The sequence below is a fragment of the Actinomyces dentalis DSM 19115 genome, assembly GCF_000429225.1.
GTDB lineage: Bacteria > Actinomycetota > Actinomycetes > Actinomycetales > Actinomycetaceae > Actinomyces > Actinomyces dentalis.
The window spans coordinates 1-16,525 of sequence record NZ_AUBL01000051.1; the positions used below are offsets into that span (position 1 = coordinate 1).

Here is a 16,525-nt window from a genome sequence, read left to right on the forward strand (position 1 = left end):
GGGGGGGGTGCCCCTATGTGGTGTGTCAAGCGGCTGCGGGTGGTTTCGTGGCTGGTTGCGGGTCATGGCGTGCAGGGTGGGGATGCGGCGGTGGGCCAGGGCGAGCAGGGCCTGGCCCAAGGCGCTTGCCCTGGTCCCGTTTGCGCTGGTAGTAGGTACGGGAGACGGGATCTGTCAGGGAGGCGAAGGCGGACAGGAACATGGCGTGTTCGAGTCTCTTGTTGCCGGTGCGGCAGACGCGCTCGCCGCGGATCGATGAGCCTGAGCGGCGTGTGACCGGGGCCGGGCCGGATGTGGGAGGCCGGCTGGGCGCCGGTGCCTGGAGGTCTTGCCCAGGGTCTCGGCCAGGAAGACGGCTGCGGCCGGGACCCCGACACCCGGCACGGGTGGTCAGGACCTCGCGCATGAGGGTGGGCCCGCACCAGGGTCTCGACCCGGGCGGCGACGTCGGCCCGCTGGGAGTGCAGGGCGATGAGCTGGCGGGCCAGGTGGGGCAGCACCGTGCCGGCGGCCTCGGTGCCGGTGACGGTGACGGTCTGCCGGCCCGGGGCCGATACGATCTTGCCGGCCCAGGCGGCGTGGCGCCGGGCGCCGTGCTTCTTGAGCTTGGCGTCGATGCGGGCCCTGCCGGCCTTCCTCAACGCGGTGGGGGTGGGCCATGCGGCGATGACCTCCAGGACGGCGTCGTGCTTCAGCCGAGGTCCCAGGATGTTCTCCAGGGCGGGGTGGATCTGGGTGTACAGGCCCCGGATCCGGTTGGCGGTCTGGTTGACCTGTCTGGCCGGGTCCAGGTCGAAACCGGTCAGCATGCTCAGCGCCGCGGCGTCCTCGTCCGAGGTGCTGATGGCTCTCAGGGTGTGGGGCATGGTGCGGGCGGCGCCGGCGATCACGGCCGCGTCCTTCGCGTCGGTCTTGGCGCTGCCCGGTGTCAGGTCGGCGATGCGGCGCATCGGTCAGCCCGGGCAGGTAGCCCACGGTGATGCCCATGTCCCGGGCCACCGCCACGGCCAGGGCCCCGATGGTGGCGGGCTGGTCCACCACCACCAGAAGGTGACCGTGGGCGGCCAGTTTCTCGTACAGGGCGCGCAGACGCGCCTCGTCGCCTGGCAGGGCCTTGTCGAAGACCTTCTTGCCGCCCTTGGTCAGGGCCGTGGCCCAGTGGTGAGTCTTGCCGACGTCGATGCCGACGAAGACCTCGATGTCCTCGATATCCATCTTTCTGCCGCCTCCCGCTTAAGTGGGTGAGGACCAGCCGGTGGACGATCGGTCCCGCACCCACGTTACGGAAGACCTCACACGCAGTGGGTCGTTCCCCTTATCAGCGGTCACCGGCGCCCGGCCGCCGCGGGTGACAACACCCCCCGGATCATCTACGTACAGGGGCAAGACATCATGCCCGCAGCGGCTGGCCCAGCCCCGGACCACCCGGGACCACCAACAAGGTAACGGGCGGGGCCGCGGGCACCGGGGGCGGGGGGATTCAGTCCAGGCGCGCGCGCAGGGAGCGCAGGCGCGCCAGGGTCGAGTCCGCCCCCAGGATCTCCATGGACTCGAACAGGGGCGGGGAGACTCTCCGGCCGGTGACGGCCACGCGCAGCGGCCCGAAAGCCAGACGCGGCTTGATGCCCAGGCCGTCCACAATGGCCGCCCGCAGCGCCCCCTCCAGGCGCGCCGTCGTCCACTCGGCGCCCCCCAGGCCCTCCAGGGCGCCGATGGCGGCGTCCAGAACCGCCGGGGCGGAGTCCTTGAGCCCGCCCACGGCCGCGTCGTCCACGACGAGGTCGGCGTCGTCGACGAAGAGGAAGCCGAGCATGTCCCGGCACTCGCGCAGCAGCTGGATGCGCGTCTGGATGAGGGGGGCGGCGGCGGTGAGGATCTCCTGCTCGCGCTCCGTGAGGGCGTCGAAGGAGGCCGCCGAGACCAGGGGCGCCGGCGCCGTCCTGCCCGTCGGGTCGGGCAGGGCGTCGGCGAGGTGGGGCACCAGGCGGTCGCGGAAGTCGGCCGCCTCCAGCGCCCGCACCTGCTCGGCGTTGATGGCCTCGCACTTGACGGGGTCGAAGCGGGCCGGGTTGGGGCCCACGTCATGGATGTCGAAGGCCTCGACCATCTCCTCGCGGCTGAAGACGTCGCGGTCCTTGGACAGGGACCAGCCCAGCAGCGCCAGGTAGTTGAGCAGGCCCTCGGGGATCATGCCGCGGTAGCGGTGGATGAGGAGGTTGGACTGGGGATCGCGCTTGGACAGCTTCCGGTTGCCCTGGCCCATGACGTAGGGCAGGTGGCCGAATTCGGGCACGGCCCGCGCCCGGCCGATGGCGATCAGGGCGCGGTACAGGGCGATCTGACGGGGCGTGGAGGACAGCAGGTCCTCCCCGCGCAGCACGTGGGTGATGCCCATGGCGGCGTCGTCGACGGGGTTGACCAGCGTGTAGAGCGGATCCCCGCCAGCGCGCACGACGACGTAGTCGGGCACGGACCCGGCCCTGAAGGTGATGGGGCCGCGCACCAGGTCGGTGAAGGTGATGTCCTCCTCGGGCATGCGCATGCGCAGCACCGGCTCGCGCCCGGCGGCGCGCAGGGCGTCCCTCTGCGCTTCGGTCAGGTCGCGGTCGTACCCGTCGTAGCCGAGCTTGGGGTCGCGCCCGGCGGCGCGGTGACGGGCCTCGACCTCCTCGGGGGTGGAGAAGGACTCGTACAGGTAGCCGGCCTCCAGCAGCTCGTCCGCGACCCGCCGGTACAGGTCCATGCGCTGGGACTGGCGGTAGGGCGCATGGGGGCCGCCCCTGCCCACGCCCTCGTCCCAGTCCAGGCCGAGCCAGGTCAGGGAGTCCAGGATCGCCGCGAGGGACTCCTCGGAGTCGCGGGCGGCGTCGGTGTCCTCGATGCGGAACACGAAGGTGCCGCCGGTGTGGCGGGCCCAGGCCCAGTTGAACAGGCAGGTGCGGACCATGCCGACGTGCGGGGTGCCCGTGGGCGAGGGGCAGAAGCGCACGCGGATCGGGCTCGGGTCGGCGGCGGGGACGGGGGCGATGTCAGTCATGATGGGACCAGCCTAGCGCCCGGGCCGCACTCCCCCTGGTCAGCGCCCCGCGGCAGGGGTTACCGTCGCCATGTCCCGCCGACGGCGGGGGCGCCGCGCCCGCCGTCGCCCGCCGTCCCGTCCCTCGGAGGCACGTCATGCACCCAATCCGCCCCACGTCAAGGACTCGCACCGCCGGCGAACGCGCGGCCGGCCTCCTCCTCTGCGTCGGACTGGCGGTCCCGGCGCTCGCGGCCTGCGGGGGCGAGCCCATCGCCGTGCAGGACGTGCCGTCCACCACCCGGCAGAGCGGATCCGCCCCCGCCCCCCTCGACGCCCCGACGCCCGCCCCGACCGGGTCCGCGCCCGCCCCGAGCGCCGGAGCGTCGAGCACCCCCGGCGCCGCCGCCTACTGGAGCTTCCCGGCCAACGTCGAGGGCTGGGAGCTGACGGTCCAGGACGAGGACGGCCTCAACCAGCTCACCAAGGACCGCAGCTGCAACTACGTCAGCAGCCAGAACCTCTTCTCCCCGTCGGGCAACGGCGATCGCGCCGACAGCGAGGACCTGGCCCGGCAGTGGGAGGACTCGCTGAGCAGCCGGTACACCGACGTCCGGTCCACCACGAGCGACTCCCAGGACATCAGGAGCCGCCCCTCGGGCGAGGCCGTCGAGATGGTCCGGGTCGAGTCGACCTACACCCACAAGGGCGTCGGCATCCGGGCCACCACCTGGGTGCGGACCTTCACCACGATCGGCACGCCCACCGCCGTGATCCTGACGTACACCTGCGAGGCCGGCTCCTACTCCACGACGGAGCTGGACCAGCTCCTGGGCGATACGGCCGTGGTCAACCCCGGCCCGGCGAAGATGGACGACGGCAGGTCCTCCGGCACCTCCCCGGACCAGACCTGAGGGCGGGCGGGCCGGCGCCCGGCCCCTACACTCGCCCCGTGACGCGCGCCCGACCCTCCCGCCCCACCGATTCCACCAGCCCCGCCGACCCCGCCGCCGACTGCCCCGGGGCGCTCGCCGCCGCGTGGGACGCCCTGACCCCCGAGCAGATGCGCCGGCGCGGCTCGCTCAAGTGGAACCACTACCCCGGCGACGTCATCGCCGCCTGGGTGGCCGAGATGGACCTGGGCACGGCCCCCGTCGTCGGCGCGGCGCTGCACCGCGCCGTCGACGACGGCCTCCTGGGGTACATGCCCTCCGACCTGGCCCTGCGGGTGCGCGAGGCCGTCGCCGCCCACCACCGCGAGCGGCTGGGCTGGGACGTGGACGCCGAGGCGGTCTCGCTCCTGCCCGACGTCCTGTCCGCCCTGCACTCGGTCATCGCCCACCACACGCGGCCCGGCTCGCCCGTGATCGTGCCCACGCCGGCGTACATGCCGTTCCTGTCCATCCCCGCCCTGCACGGGCGCCAGTGCCTGCAGGTGCCGGCCCTGCGCGCCGCCGGGGCGCACGGGCGCCCCCGCTGGACCCTGGACCTGGAGGCCATCGGGGCGGCCATGGCCGACGGCGCCGGACTGCTCGTCCTGTGCCACCCGTGGAACCCGGTGGGGCGGGTGCTCGAGGCGGCCGAGCTCGACGCCGTCGCGGCGCTGTCCGCCCGCCACGGGACGGTGGTCTTCGCCGACGAGATCCACTCCAGCCTCATCCTGGACCCCGCGGCGCGCCACATCCCCTACGCCTCCCGGCCGGCGGCGGATCCCGACCTGACCTTCACGGCCACGGCGGTGTCCAAGGGCTGGAACGTCCCGGGACTCAAATGCGCCCAGCTCATCGCCTCCGGCGGGGCCCGGCGCGCCTGGCGGGCCCAGCCGCACTCGGCCCGCCTGGCCGACGGGGCGGGGGTCCTGGGCGCGCTGGCGGCGGTGGCCGCCCTGAGCGAGGAGGGGCTGGCGTGGAACCGGGCGGTGCGCGCCTACGTGCGCGCCAACGGCGAGCTCGTGGGCGGGGCGCTGGCCGGCGTTGAGGGCGCGGGGGTCACGGTGCCGACCGGCTCCTACCTGGCCTGGCTGGACTTCTCCGGCCTGGACCTGCCCGACGGCGCCGACCCGGCCCGCTGGTTCCTGGATGAGGCGGGGGTGGCGATGAGCCCGGGGCGCGCCTTCGGCACCGGCTTCGACGCCTTCTGCCGCCTCAACCTGGCCACGGGGCGGGGCATTGAGGAGCAGACCGTCGAGCGCCTGCGCGCCGCCCTGACCCGCCTGCGCCGCTGAGCCGGCCCGGCGGGGCGCGGTTGGAAGCCGCAGGCCGTCGGCTCGGCGCTGAGCCGGGCCGGCCCGGCGGGGGCGCGGCCCGGGCGGGGGCGGCTCAACGGCGCACGACGGGGTTGGAGAAGCTCCCGATGCCCTCGACCCCGACCTCCACGCGCTGGCCGGCGCGGATCTCGCCGGCGCCGGCGGGGGTGCCGGTGAGGATCACGTCCCCGGGCAGGAGGGTGAAGATGCGCGAGACGAGGGCGATGAGCTCGGGGACGGGGGTGATCATGTCCGCCGTCGTGCCCTCCTGGACGACGGCGCCGTCCACCCTGGTGCGGATGGCGGCGCACGAGGGGTCGAAGGCGCCGTCGGAGCCGGGCTCGGGGATCTCGATCCAGGGGCCCAGCGGGCAGGAGGTGTCGAAGGCCTTGGCCCGCACGGCGTCCCCGCCGCGCGGGTCGCGGCGAGGAGTCAGGAACGGGGAGGGCTTGTTCTCGACGGCGTCCCCGCCGCGCGGGTCGCGGGCGGAGACGTCGTCGGCGACCGTGTAGCCGAGGATCACCCGGCCGGCGTCGGCGGCGTCGACGTTCTTGGCCGGGGACCCGATGACGACGGCGAGCTCGCCCTCGTGGTGGACCTGCTGGCTCCAGGGGGGCAGGACGATGGGGGCGTCGGGGCCGATGACGGCGGTGTTGGGCTTGAGGAAGAGGACGGGCCCGCCCGGGGCCGCCGCGCCCGCCCGCGACCCGCCCGCCGCGTAGTTCGCGCCCGCGCCCACGACCTTGGAGCGCGGGATGACCGGGGAGACGAGCCGGACCGCGTCCAGCGGCACGATCTCGCCGGTGGCCTCGGGCGGGGTGCAGAGGGGGTCGCCCTTGAGGACGATGATGCGCCCCTCGGACTCGCCCGAGGGGTAGGGCTCGTCCGCGGGCAGGCCCTCGACGATGCCGTAGCGGAGTTCGTCGCCGGTGGAGAAGCGCGCGATCTTCATGCCCGCAGCGTACGCGCGCCTCCCCGCGCCGGCGGCTCGCGCTCGTGCGACCCGCCCGCCGCGGATCGGGCTCCCGCCGCGGCGGCGCTACGCGGGGTCGGCGCCCCCGGCGCCGCTCCCCCGGGCGGTCAGCGGCGCGATCCGCCCGGCGTCGGCCCGGCTCCACACCGTCCCGGGCAGCTCGCCGGGCAGGTGCGGGTTGTCCTCGGCCACGAAGCGGATCTCGTCGATCTGCCCGGCGTCCAGGCGCCGCTTCTGGTCCTCCCAGTCGGCCAGGGCGCCGAAGGCCCACTTGCCCAGCAGGACGATGGACACGATATTGATGATCGCCATGAGGCCCATGACGACGTCGGACAGGTTCCACACGAAGTTCAGCGAGGCCATCGCCCCGATTCCGGCGGCCGCCACGATCATCAGGCGCAGGGCGTAGTGCCTGTGGCCCGTGCCCCGCAGGAAGTCCATGTTGACCTGGGCGTAGGTGTAGTTGCCCAGCAGCGAGGAGTAGGCGAAGACGAAGATGATGAACGCCATGAGGTACTCGGTCCAGCCCCCCAGGACCGCGCCGATCGACGAGGAGGTCAGGGTCGAGGCGGCGTCCTTGGCGGCCTGCGGGTCCACCGCGGCCAGGGCCCTGGTGCCCCCGGGGGTGTAGGCCCCCGACAGCAGCACGATGAGGGCGGTGGCGGTGCACACGACGATGGTGTCGACGAACACGCCCAGGGACTGGATGAGCCCCTGCTGGACCGGGTGGGCCACGGTGGCGGTGGCCGCGGCGTTGGGCACCGACCCCTCGCCCGCCTCGTTGGAGAACAGGCCCCGCTTGATGCCGTTGAGGGCCGCCGCGGCGAAGCCCCCCGAGATGCCGGCGACGGCCTGGTCGGCCCCGAAGGCGCCCGAGACGATGCTCGCCAGCGCCCCGGGGATGGCGCCGGCGTGGAGCACGAGCACGACGATCGCCATGAGGGCGTACAGGCCGGCCATGAGCGGGGCCATCCACTCGGCGATGCGCGCCACGATCGAGATGCCCCCCACGACGACGGGCGTCGCCAGGACCATGAGGGCGACCGCGGTCCCCCAGGCCGGCACGCCGAAGGTCCCCTCCATGACCTTGGAGATGGCGTTGGCCTGGGTGGCCTCGTAGGCGAAGCCGAAGACGAAGGTGATGACGACGGCGAAGACGCCCGCCCACCGCCTCGACCCCAGGCCCCGGCTGATGTAGTAGGCGGGGCCTCCGCGGAAGGTGCCCTCCGGGTGGCGGATCTTGTACATCTGGGCCAGGGTCGACTCGATGAACCCGGTGGCCATGCCCACCAGCGCCACGACCCACATCCAGAACACGGCGCCGGGCCCGCCCAGGATGATCGCCAGGGCCACGCCCACGATATTGCCGGTGCCCACCCGCGAGGCCAGGCCGATGGTGAAGGCCTGGAAGGAGGAGATGCCCTCGCCGCCGGCGCGCGAGCCCGCGATCGCCCGCAGCATCTGCCCGAACAGGCGGAATTGGAGGCCGCGCGTGCGGACCGTGAACCAGATTCCGACGGCGATGAGCAGCCAGGCCAGCAGCTGGCCGTACAGGTGGTCGGAGACCTCGGCGAGCACGTCGGCGGCGGGGTCGAACAGGTCCGTGATCGACAGGGGCGCTGGGCACATGGGACCTCCGGGGGTCGGGGGCTCATGCCGCTCGCAATGCGGAAGGAGCGGCGCGTAGACGACCGCCCAATGTAGGCCGCCCGCGTTTCAACGAGGTATCGCGCGCCCCGCCCGGGCCCGGCGCGCCCCGCCGCCGGGCCCGCCCCGCGCGCCCCGGCGGCCGCCGCCGCGCCCCTCAGCGCCCCTCAGCGCCCCAGACGTCCCCGGGCAGCTCGCCGGGCAGATGCGGGTTGCCCGCGGCCACGAAGCGGATCTGGTCGGGCGCGAGCGCACCGGCGGCCACCTGGGCGCGCTGCGCCTCCCAGTCGCGCAGCACCCCCGTCGCCCAGCGCGAGAGCATGACGATGCCGACGAGGTTGATGATGGCCCCCGCGCCCAGGAGCACGTCCGCGGTCGACCACACGGTGGTCAGCTTGGCCACCCCGCCCACGAAGGCGCACGCGAGCGCGCCCACGCGCAGCACCGGGGGCGCCCAGGGGCGGCGGGTCAGGTAGTCCAGGCAGACCTCCGCGTAGGAGAAGGCGCCCAGGATGGTGGAGTAGGCCAGGACCAGGACCAGGACGGTCATGGGCCAGGTGGTCCACGCCCCCAGGGTGCTCCCGATCGCCGTCTGGGTGAGGGTGCCGGCGACGGCGTCGGCGTCCTGCCCGCCGGTGACGCCGGGGGTGTAGACGCCGCCGTCGGCAGCCCCGGCGATGAGGATGGCCAGGGCCGTGGCCGTGCACACCAGCAGAGTGTCCACCAGGACCCCGAAGGACTGGATGAAGCCCTGCCTGGCCGGGTGGGCCACGGTGGCCGAGCCAGCGGCGCACGCCGAGCCGCCCAGGCCGGCCTCGTTGGAGAACAGGCCGCGGCGCACGCCGTTGAGCACGGCCTGCGTCACTCCCCCGGCCACGCCGGCCAGCCCGGCGCGCAGCCCGAAGGCCCCGGAGAGGATCTGCCCCAGGGCGGCCAGCGCCTGGGCGGGGTGGGTCAGGATGATGACGGCGACCAGCGCGAGGTAGGCCACCGCCATGAGCGGGGCGATCAGCTCGGCGGCCCGGGCGATGGAGCGCAGGCCGCCCAGCAGCACCGGGGCGACGAGGGCGACGACGAGGAGCGAGCCCCACCACGGACCGACCTCGACGGCGCCGCCCCGGGTGGCGCCATCCAGGGCGGCCGTCATGGCGTTGGCCTGCACCATGGGCATGGCCAGCCCGTTGGCGATCATGAACACGACGGCGAAGACGCCGCCGAGCACCGGCCGGCGCAGCCCGCGGGCGATGTAGTGGGCGGGGCCGCCGCGGAAGGTGCCGTCGCCGCGCTCCACCTTGAACAGCTGGCCCAGGGTCGCCTCGGTGAAGGCGGTGGCCGTCCCGAGCAGGGCCACGACCCACATCCAGAACACGGCGCCGGGCCCGCCCAGGATGAGGGCCAGGGCCACGCCCACGATATTGCCGGTGCCCACGCGGCAGGCCAGCCCCACGGCGAAGGCCTGGAAGGAGGAGATGCCGCCGGCGGCGCCCGAGCGCGAGCCGGCCACGGCGCGGGCGATGGATCCCAGGTGGCGCAGCTGGACGGCGCGGGTGCGCCAGGTCAGGAAGGCTCCCGCGCCCAGCAGCAGCCAGATCAGGACGGTGCCGAACAGCCAGTTGGACAGCGTCGACACGACGGTGCTGATGATCTCCACGGCTCAGGCCCTCCCCGCCGCGCTCTCGGCCCCGGCGCCCTCGGGCGGGGCGGCGCCGTCGCCGTCGGCGGCCCCGGCGGGGGCCTCCCACACGCCCTCGACCGCGTCGCCGGGCAGGAGCGGGTTGCCGTGGCCGACGAAGACCGGTTCGGCGCTCCCGCGCGCCTCCTGGGCCTCGAAGTCGCGCAGGGCGCCCAGCGCCCAGGGGGCCAGGCGGATGATGGCGACGAGGTTGATCAGGCCCAGCAGCCCCAGGGCGATGTCCGTCAGGGCCCACACGGCCGGAAGGGTCAGGACGGTGCCGGCGTAGGCGGCGCCGGTCAGCAGGATCCCGAAGGCCTGCTCGGCGCGGCGCTCGCCGCCCAGGTAGTTCACGTTGACCTGGGAGTAGGAGTAGCAGCCGAGCACCGTGGAGAACACCAGGACGAAGATGAGCACGACCATCGGCCAGACGGTCCACGCCCCCAGGTGCTCGACGACCGCCTGCTGGGTCAGCACCGCGCCGACCAGGGCGTTGTCGCCGGGCCGGTAGGTGCCGGTGGCGAGCAGGATGAGCAGGCCGGTGGCGGTGCACACGACGATGGTGTCGACGAACACGCCGAAGGACTGGATGAGCCCCTGCCTGACGGGGTGGGCCACGGTGGCGGTGCCCGCGGCGTTGGGCACCGTGCCCAGGCCGGCCTCGTTGGAGAACAGTCCGCGGCGCACGCCGTTGAGCACGGCGGCCAGGATCCCGCCCGAGATGCCGTACAGCGCCTGGTCCAGCCCCAGGGCGCCGCGCAGCACCTCGCCGAGCACGTGCCCCAGCTCGCCGACGTTGAGGACGATGACGACGGCGGTGACCGCGACGTAGACCAGGGCCATGAGCGGGGCCACCACCTCGGTGACGCGGGCGACCCACTTGAGCCCGCCCAGCACGATGGGCCCGGTCAGGACGACGAGGGCCGCGCCCACCATCCACGGCCTGATCGAGGGCACGGTGGCGCCCAGGACCTGTGCCAGGGAGTTGGTCTGCACCATGACCACCGTGACCCCCACGCTCACAATGCACATGACGGCGAAGACGGCGCCCCAGGCCCGCGAGCGCAGGCCGTTCTTGATGTAGTAGGCGGGGCCGCCGTGGAAGGTGAAGTCGCGGCCGCGCTCCTTGAAGACCTGCGCCAGGGTCGACTCGATGAAGCTCGTGGCCATGCCGATCAGGGCCACGACCCACATCCAGAACAGGGCGCCCGGCCCGCCGGCGACGATGGCCAGGGCGACGCCGGCGACGTTGCCGATGCCCACACGGGCGGCCAGCCCCACGGCGAAGGCCTGGAAGGAGGAGATGCCGCCGGCGGCCCCGGTCCGCGAGGAGGCGATGGTGCGCAGCATCGTGCCGAAGTGGCGGAGCTGGACGGCGCGGGTGCGGATGGTCAGGTACAGGCCGACGGCGATGAGCAGGGCGGACAGGACGTAGGTGTAGAGGGCGTCGTCGACCGCCAGGAGGGCGCACACGAGGGGGCCGGAGTCGCACGCGTCGGCGGGCGCGGCCATGGGCAGCGCCCCGGGGGCGGCCGGTGCTCCGGCTCCGGCGGTGAGGACGGCGAGGCCGGCGAGGGCGGCGTTCATCGTTCGGCTCCTGTCGCTGCGGCGGGCCGGCTGGTCTCGGGGGCGGTGGTGTGCACGGGGCGTCTCACTCCTCGGTGGTGGCGGGTGCGGGGGATGCGGCGGGCGGGGCGGGGGTCGACCCGTCGTCGGCGTCGGCGGCAGTGACGTCGTCGTCGGACGACGACCAGACCCCGCCGGGCACGTCGCCGGGCAGGCGGGGGTTGTCCCGGCCGCGGAAGACGGGCTCGGCCGCGCCCGCCCGCAGCTGGTCCTCGTAGTCGCGCAGGGCGCCCGTGCCCCAGCGGTGGAGGCGGATGAGGGCGACGAGGTTGGTCAGGGTCATGACCGCCATGGCGATGTCGACGGCGTTCCACACCACGTCCAGGGACAGGACCGCCCCGGCGGTGGCGGAGGCGACCGAGACGACGCGCACGGTCCAGCTCGCCCAGCGCCGCCCGCCGGTGAGGTAGTCCATATTGACGTCGGTGTACACGTAGGCGGCGATGATCGAGGAGTAGGCCAGGACGAAGATGAGGACCGCCATGGGCAGGACCGTCCAGCCGCCCAGCCCGTGGGCGATGGCCAGGGTGGTCAGCGTGGAGGGGTTGGCGCCCGGGGCGGTCCAGGTGTCGGGCCCGGCGATGAGGATGACGAAGGCGGTGGCGGTGCACACGACGATGGTGTCGACGAACACGCCCAGGGACTGGATGAGCCCCTGCTGGACGGGGTGGGCCACGGTGGCGGTGGCGGCGGCGTTGGGGGCGGTGCCCTGACCGGCCTCGTTGGAGAACAGGCCCCGCTTGGTGCCGTTGATGACGGCGGCCAGGACGCCCCCGCCCAGGCCCCCCACCAGCGGCTCGGGGGCGAAGGCGGAGGAGATGATCCGGCCGATGACGCGCCAGAAGTCCCCGAGGTTCAGCAGGCAGACGACGGCGACCAGGACGATGTAGATCAGGGCCATGACCGGGGCCATCCACTCGGTCACGCGCGCCACGGCGCGGATGCCGCCGAAGACGACGACGGCGGTGAGCACCAGGACGAGGCCGGCCACCACCAGCTGGGCGGCGCTCAGCCCGCCGAACCCGGGCAGGGCCGAGCCCTCCCCGCCGCCCAGGGCCGCCACCAGGGTCCCGGCCACGGCGTTGGACTGCACCGAGGTGATGATGAAGCCGCAGGTGACCAGGGTGATGACGGCGAAGACCCCGGCCATGACCCGGCCGCCCGCGCCGCCCATGCCGCGGGCCATGTAGAAGGCGGGGCCGCCGCGGAAGGATCCGTCGGGGGCGCGGACCTTGAAGATCTGGGCGAGGGTGGCCTCGAAGAAGGCGGTGGCCATGCCCACCAGCGCCACGACCCACATCCAGAACACGGCGCCGGGGCCCCCGTAGAGCAGGGCTGCGGCGACGCCGAAGACATTGCCGACCCCCACGCGGGCGGCCAGGGAGATGGCGAAGGCCTGGAAGGAGGAGATGCCCCCGGCCGCGCCCGAGCGCGAGGAGGCGACCTGCCTGATCATGGTCGGCAGGTGGCGCACCTGGACGCCGCGGGTGACGACGGTGAGGAACAGGCCGGTGGCGATGAGCGCCCACATGGTGATGTGCTGGGTGATCCAGTCGGCTATGACCTTCAGGCTGTCTGCGAGGGCGTCCATGGGGCAGAACCTTGACCTTTGCGCGCGGCGGGAGGGGAACGCGCCGCATGATCTCACACTCCCGCGCATTTCCACTCCCCCGTCCCCTGTGCAAGACCGCCCGGCGCCGTCGACCGCCCGGCCCGCGGGCCGGAGCCGCGCGATAAGGGCGGAAGGGCGCGGGGCCGGGGCGGAGTGTGGGAGCATGGGGCCATGTCCGCCGCCGCGTCGAGCCCGTCCGCCCCCGCGCTCAACGTCGTGCTCGACTCCCTCATCCCCGCCGACGACCCCGGGCGCGTCCCCGAGCCCGACGAGGTCTACCTCGCCTTCTCCGAATGGGCCGAGTCCACCGGCCGCCCCCTCTACCCCCACCAGGACGAGGCCCTGAGCCAGATCCTCTCCGACCGCCACGTCATCGCCGCCACCCCCACCGGCTCGGGCAAGTCCATGATCGCGCTCGCGGCCCACACCGCCTCGCTCGCCCGCGACGCCCGCTCCTACTACACGGCCCCGCTCAAGGCCCTGGTCAGCGAGAAGTTCTTCGAGCTGGTGCGCCTGTTCGGCGCCGACAACGTCGGCATGATCACCGGCGACACCTCCATCAACGCCGCCGCCCCCATCATCTGCTGCACCGCGGAGATCCTGGCCAACCAGGCCCTGCGCGAGGGCGGGGACCTGGACGCGGACACCGTCGTCATGGACGAGTTCCACTACTACGCCGACCCCCAGCGCGGCTGGGCCTGGCAGGTGCCGCTCCTGGAGCTGCCCCGGGCGCAGATGGTGCTCATGTCCGCCACCCTGGGCGACGTCTCCTTCTTCGTGCGCGACCTGCGCGAGCGCACGGGGCGCGAGGTCGCCGTCGTCGACGACGCCGTGCGCCCCGTCCCCCTGGAGATGGAGTACGCGGTCGAGCCCATCGGCGAGCTCCTCCAGCGCCTGGTCGGCCAGGGCAGGGCGCCCGTCTACGTCGTCCACTTCTCCCAGAGGGCGGCCGTGGAGCGGGCCTCCTCCCTGCTGAGCGTCGACCTCGTCCCCAAGGCCCGCCGGGCCGAGGTCGCCGCGGCGCTGGGGGGCTTCCGCTTCGGCAGCGGCTTCGGCGCGACCCTCTCGCGCCTGCTGCGCAGCGGCATCGGCGTGCACCACGCCGGCATGCTGCCGCGCTACCGGCGCCTGGTCGAGCGCCTGGCCCGCGAGGGCCTGCTCGCCGTCATCTGCGGCACCGACACCCTGGGGGTGGGCATCAACGTCCCCATCCGCACGGTGGTGCTCACCAGCCTGGTCAAGTTCGACGGCGCCCGGGAGCGCCACCTGAGCGCCCGCGAATTCCACCAGATCGCCGGGCGGGCCGGCCGGGCCGGGTTCGACACCCGCGGCTACGTCGTCGTCCAGGCCCCCGAGCACGTCATCGACAACGCCAGGGCCCTGGCCAGGGCGGGCGACGACGAGCGCAAGCGCCGCAGGATCGTGCGCAAGAAGGCCCCCGAGGGGCGGGTGAACTGGACGGACAGGACCTTCGAGCGCCTGCGCGACGCCGCCCCCGAGACCCTCACCAGCCAGTTCCGGGTCACCACCACCATGGTGCTCAGCCTCATGGAGCGCCCCGGCGACCCGGTGGCCGCCATGGCCGAACTGCTCTCCCGGGTCCAGGCCACCGCGGCCGAACGGCGCCGCCACGTGCGCCGCGCCATCGAGATCTACCTGTCCCTGCGCACCGCCGGCGTCGTCGAGCACGTCTCCAGCGCGCGGGCGCGCGCCGACGGGCGCCCCCGCCTGCGCCTGGCCGTCGACCTGCCCGACGACTTCGCCCTCAACCAGCCGCTGGCCCCCTTCGCCCTGGCCGCCATGGACCTGCTGGGCGTCGACTCCCCCGAGCACACCCTGGACGTCATCAGCGTCGTGGAGGCGACCCTGGACGACCCGCGCCCCCTCCTGTACGCCCAGCAGCGCGCCGCCCGCGGCGAGGCGATCGCCGCCATGAAGGCGGAGGGCATGGACTACGAGGAGCGCATGGCGGCGCTGGAGGAGATCACCTGGCCCCGGCCGCTGGCCGAGCTGCTCGAACCGGCCCTGGAGATGTACAGGCAGTCCAACCCCTGGGTCGCCGAGTACGAGCTGTCGCCCAAGTCGGTGGTGCGCGACATGGTGGAGAGCGCCATGACCTTCTCCGACCTCGTCTCCCGCTACGAGCTGGGCCGCTCCGAGGGCGTGGTGCTGCGCTACCTCACCGACGCCTACCGGGCGCTGCGCCAGGTGGTGCCCGAGGAGCACCGCACCCCCGAGGTCGAGGAGGTCGTCGACTGGCTGGGCGGGCTCGTGCGCGCCGTCGACTCCTCCCTGCTCGACGAGTGGGAGGCCCTGGGGCGGGCCCAGGCCGGGCACGCGGACGAGGCGGCCGGGATCCTGGCGGCCGACGGGCCGGAGGCGGACGGGACGGCCGGCGTCGAGCGCGCCTTCGGGGCCGACGCCGACGGGCGGGTCCCTCTCACCCGCAACCTCCACGCCTTCCGGGTGGCGGTGCGCCGCGAGATGTTCCGCCGCATCGAGCTCATGGCCCGCGACGACGTCGAGGGCCTGGGGCGCCTGGACGCCCCCTCCGGCTGGGGCGAGGACCGCTGGGACGCGGCCCTGGCCCGCTACTGGGACGAGTACGACTGGATCGGCACCGACACCGCCGCCCGCGCCGTCTCCCTCGCCCCGCTGGACGAGTCCCCCGACGCCGTGGCCCTGGCCGCCGCGGGCGTCTCCGAGCGGCTCATCGAGGCGCTCGAGGCCGGCGGCCGGAAGGTCTGGCTGGCGACCCAGGTCGTCGAGGACCCCGACGGCGACCACGACTGGAGGCTCACCGCCCTGGTGGACCTGGCCGAGTGCGACGCCGCCGAGCGCGCCGTCGTCCATTTGCTGAACGTAGGACCGAGGAGCTGACATGCCCGCACCCGCCCTGACAAGACCCCGCCCCGCGCCGGCCCGCAACGCCGGGGCCCGCACCACCCCGCCGCCGCGCGCCGCCAGGGCCCGCGGCTCCGCGCCCGCCAGAGCCGCCAGGGCCGGCAGGACCCGCGCCGCCGCGCCCGCCGCGGCCCCGCCGCCCAAGAGGCCCCTGCGCGTCGTGCCCCGCCTCGACGTGTGGGTCGTGTGCCCCAGGTGCGCGGGCCCGGCGCACGTGGTGAGCCGGGGCGTCTTCTGCACCGCCTGCACCTGGAGCGCCGAGGGCGGCCGGTCGGGCCACTGGTGCCCGTGCTGCTGGGCCTGGGAGGGCGACCGGCCCAGCCCCGTCGGCCCGGTGGACACCCGCCTGGACTGGCGCTGCCCGGCGTGCGGGCGCCGCGAAACGACTCGGGCCGCGCTGACGGCGCGCTCGCGGCCCGCCCGGACCTGCGCGTGCGGGGCGGAGCAGAGGCTGATCGGGCGGTGGAGCTCGGCGCGGGTGGCCGACGGCGCCGACGCCCTGTACGGCCTGCCCTTCTACCTCAGCGCCCCGTGCGCGGGGCGCACGCTGTGGGTGGCCAACCGCGAGCACGCCGAGTACCTGCTGGGCTACATCGGGGCGGGCCTGCGACCCCCGGGGCCCCCGGCCTTCCGCGAGCTCGGCCACTTCCTGCCCGCCTGGATGGTCACCCGCAAGCACCGCGACGAGGTGGTCCGCGGGCTGCGCCGCCTGCTGCGGCGGGCCGAGGCCCTGCCGGCCGGCTGATCGGCCGGACCCGGGTCCGCCGCGGCCCCGGGTCCGGCTCCCGGCTGACTCCCAGCGAGCGGTCCTACTTTCACGGTCCGTGATA

At 74.3% G+C, this 16,525-nt stretch carries 10 protein-coding genes and 1 pseudogene; 4 read left to right on the plus strand and 7 right to left on the minus strand.

The window, feature by feature from the left end:
* Positions 1 to 1,215 (minus strand): annotated as a pseudogene (locus G446_RS19425) (IS110 family RNA-guided transposase); the annotation flags it as partial.
* A 265-nt stretch (positions 1,216 to 1,480) separates the two neighbouring features.
* Positions 1,481 to 3,037, minus strand: coding sequence for a glutamate--tRNA ligase (gene gltX / locus G446_RS0111095; protein ID WP_051285942.1), 1,557 nt, complete (start codon positions 3,035 to 3,037; stop codon positions 1,481 to 1,483).
* A gap of 137 nt (positions 3,038 to 3,174) precedes the next feature.
* On the opposite strand from gltX, the gene G446_RS0111100 reads away from it, so the two are divergent.
* Together G446_RS0111100 and G446_RS0111105 are read left to right on the plus strand one after the other, a co-directional pair.
* Positions 3,175 to 3,930: a hypothetical protein gene (locus G446_RS0111100; RefSeq protein WP_026410204.1), complete on the plus strand. Its 756-nt coding sequence runs from the start codon at positions 3,175 to 3,177 to the stop codon at positions 3,928 to 3,930.
* A 38-nt stretch (positions 3,931 to 3,968) separates the two neighbouring features.
* Positions 3,969 to 5,240 carry a MalY/PatB family protein gene (locus G446_RS0111105; RefSeq protein WP_026410205.1) on the plus strand — a complete coding sequence of 424 codons (1,272 nt, stop codon included), beginning with the start codon at positions 3,969 to 3,971 and terminating at the stop codon, positions 5,238 to 5,240.
* Between the two features lie 94 nt (positions 5,241 to 5,334).
* Here G446_RS0111105 and G446_RS0111110 read toward each other — a convergent pair whose 3' ends face one another.
* From G446_RS0111110 to G446_RS17500, 5 genes are all read right to left on the minus strand, one after another.
* Positions 5,335 to 6,213 carry a fumarylacetoacetate hydrolase family protein gene (locus tag G446_RS0111110; RefSeq protein ID WP_026410206.1) on the minus strand — a complete coding sequence of 293 codons (879 nt, stop codon included), beginning with the start codon at positions 6,211 to 6,213 and terminating at the stop codon, positions 5,335 to 5,337.
* Positions 6,214 to 6,300: 87 nt separating this feature from the next.
* Complete coding sequence (locus G446_RS17490; protein ID WP_034470227.1) at positions 6,301 to 7,863, minus strand: alanine/glycine:cation symporter family protein; 1,563 nt, start codon at positions 7,861 to 7,863, stop codon at positions 6,301 to 6,303.
* 175 nt (positions 7,864 to 8,038) lie between these two features.
* The gene (locus G446_RS0111120) at positions 8,039 to 9,532 is read right to left on the minus strand and encodes an alanine/glycine:cation symporter family protein (RefSeq protein ID WP_026410207.1); all 1,494 of its coding nucleotides are present in this window, start codon (positions 9,530 to 9,532) and stop codon (positions 8,039 to 8,041) included.
* Positions 9,533 to 9,535: 3 nt separating this feature from the next.
* Entirely contained in the window at positions 9,536 to 11,065 is a 1,530-nt protein-coding gene (locus tag G446_RS17495) for an alanine/glycine:cation symporter family protein (RefSeq protein ID WP_051285945.1), read from the minus strand.
* A gap of 139 nt (positions 11,066 to 11,204) precedes the next feature.
* A complete protein-coding gene (locus G446_RS17500; protein WP_084779189.1) occupies positions 11,205 to 12,770 on the minus strand; it encodes an alanine/glycine:cation symporter family protein in 1,566 nt (521 codons plus the stop codon).
* Positions 12,771 to 12,962: 192 nt separating this feature from the next.
* On the opposite strand from G446_RS17500, the gene G446_RS0111135 reads away from it, so the two are divergent.
* Both G446_RS0111135 and G446_RS21055 read left to right on the plus strand, forming a co-directional pair.
* The gene (locus G446_RS0111135; protein WP_026410208.1) at positions 12,963 to 15,671 is read left to right on the plus strand and encodes a DEAD/DEAH box helicase; all 2,709 of its coding nucleotides are present in this window, start codon (positions 12,963 to 12,965) and stop codon (positions 15,669 to 15,671) included.
* A 1-nt stretch (position 15,672) separates the two neighbouring features.
* Entirely contained in the window at positions 15,673 to 16,440 is a 768-nt protein-coding gene (locus tag G446_RS21055; protein WP_245574680.1) for a hypothetical protein, read from the plus strand.
* Positions 16,441 to 16,525 lie beyond the last annotated feature (85 nt).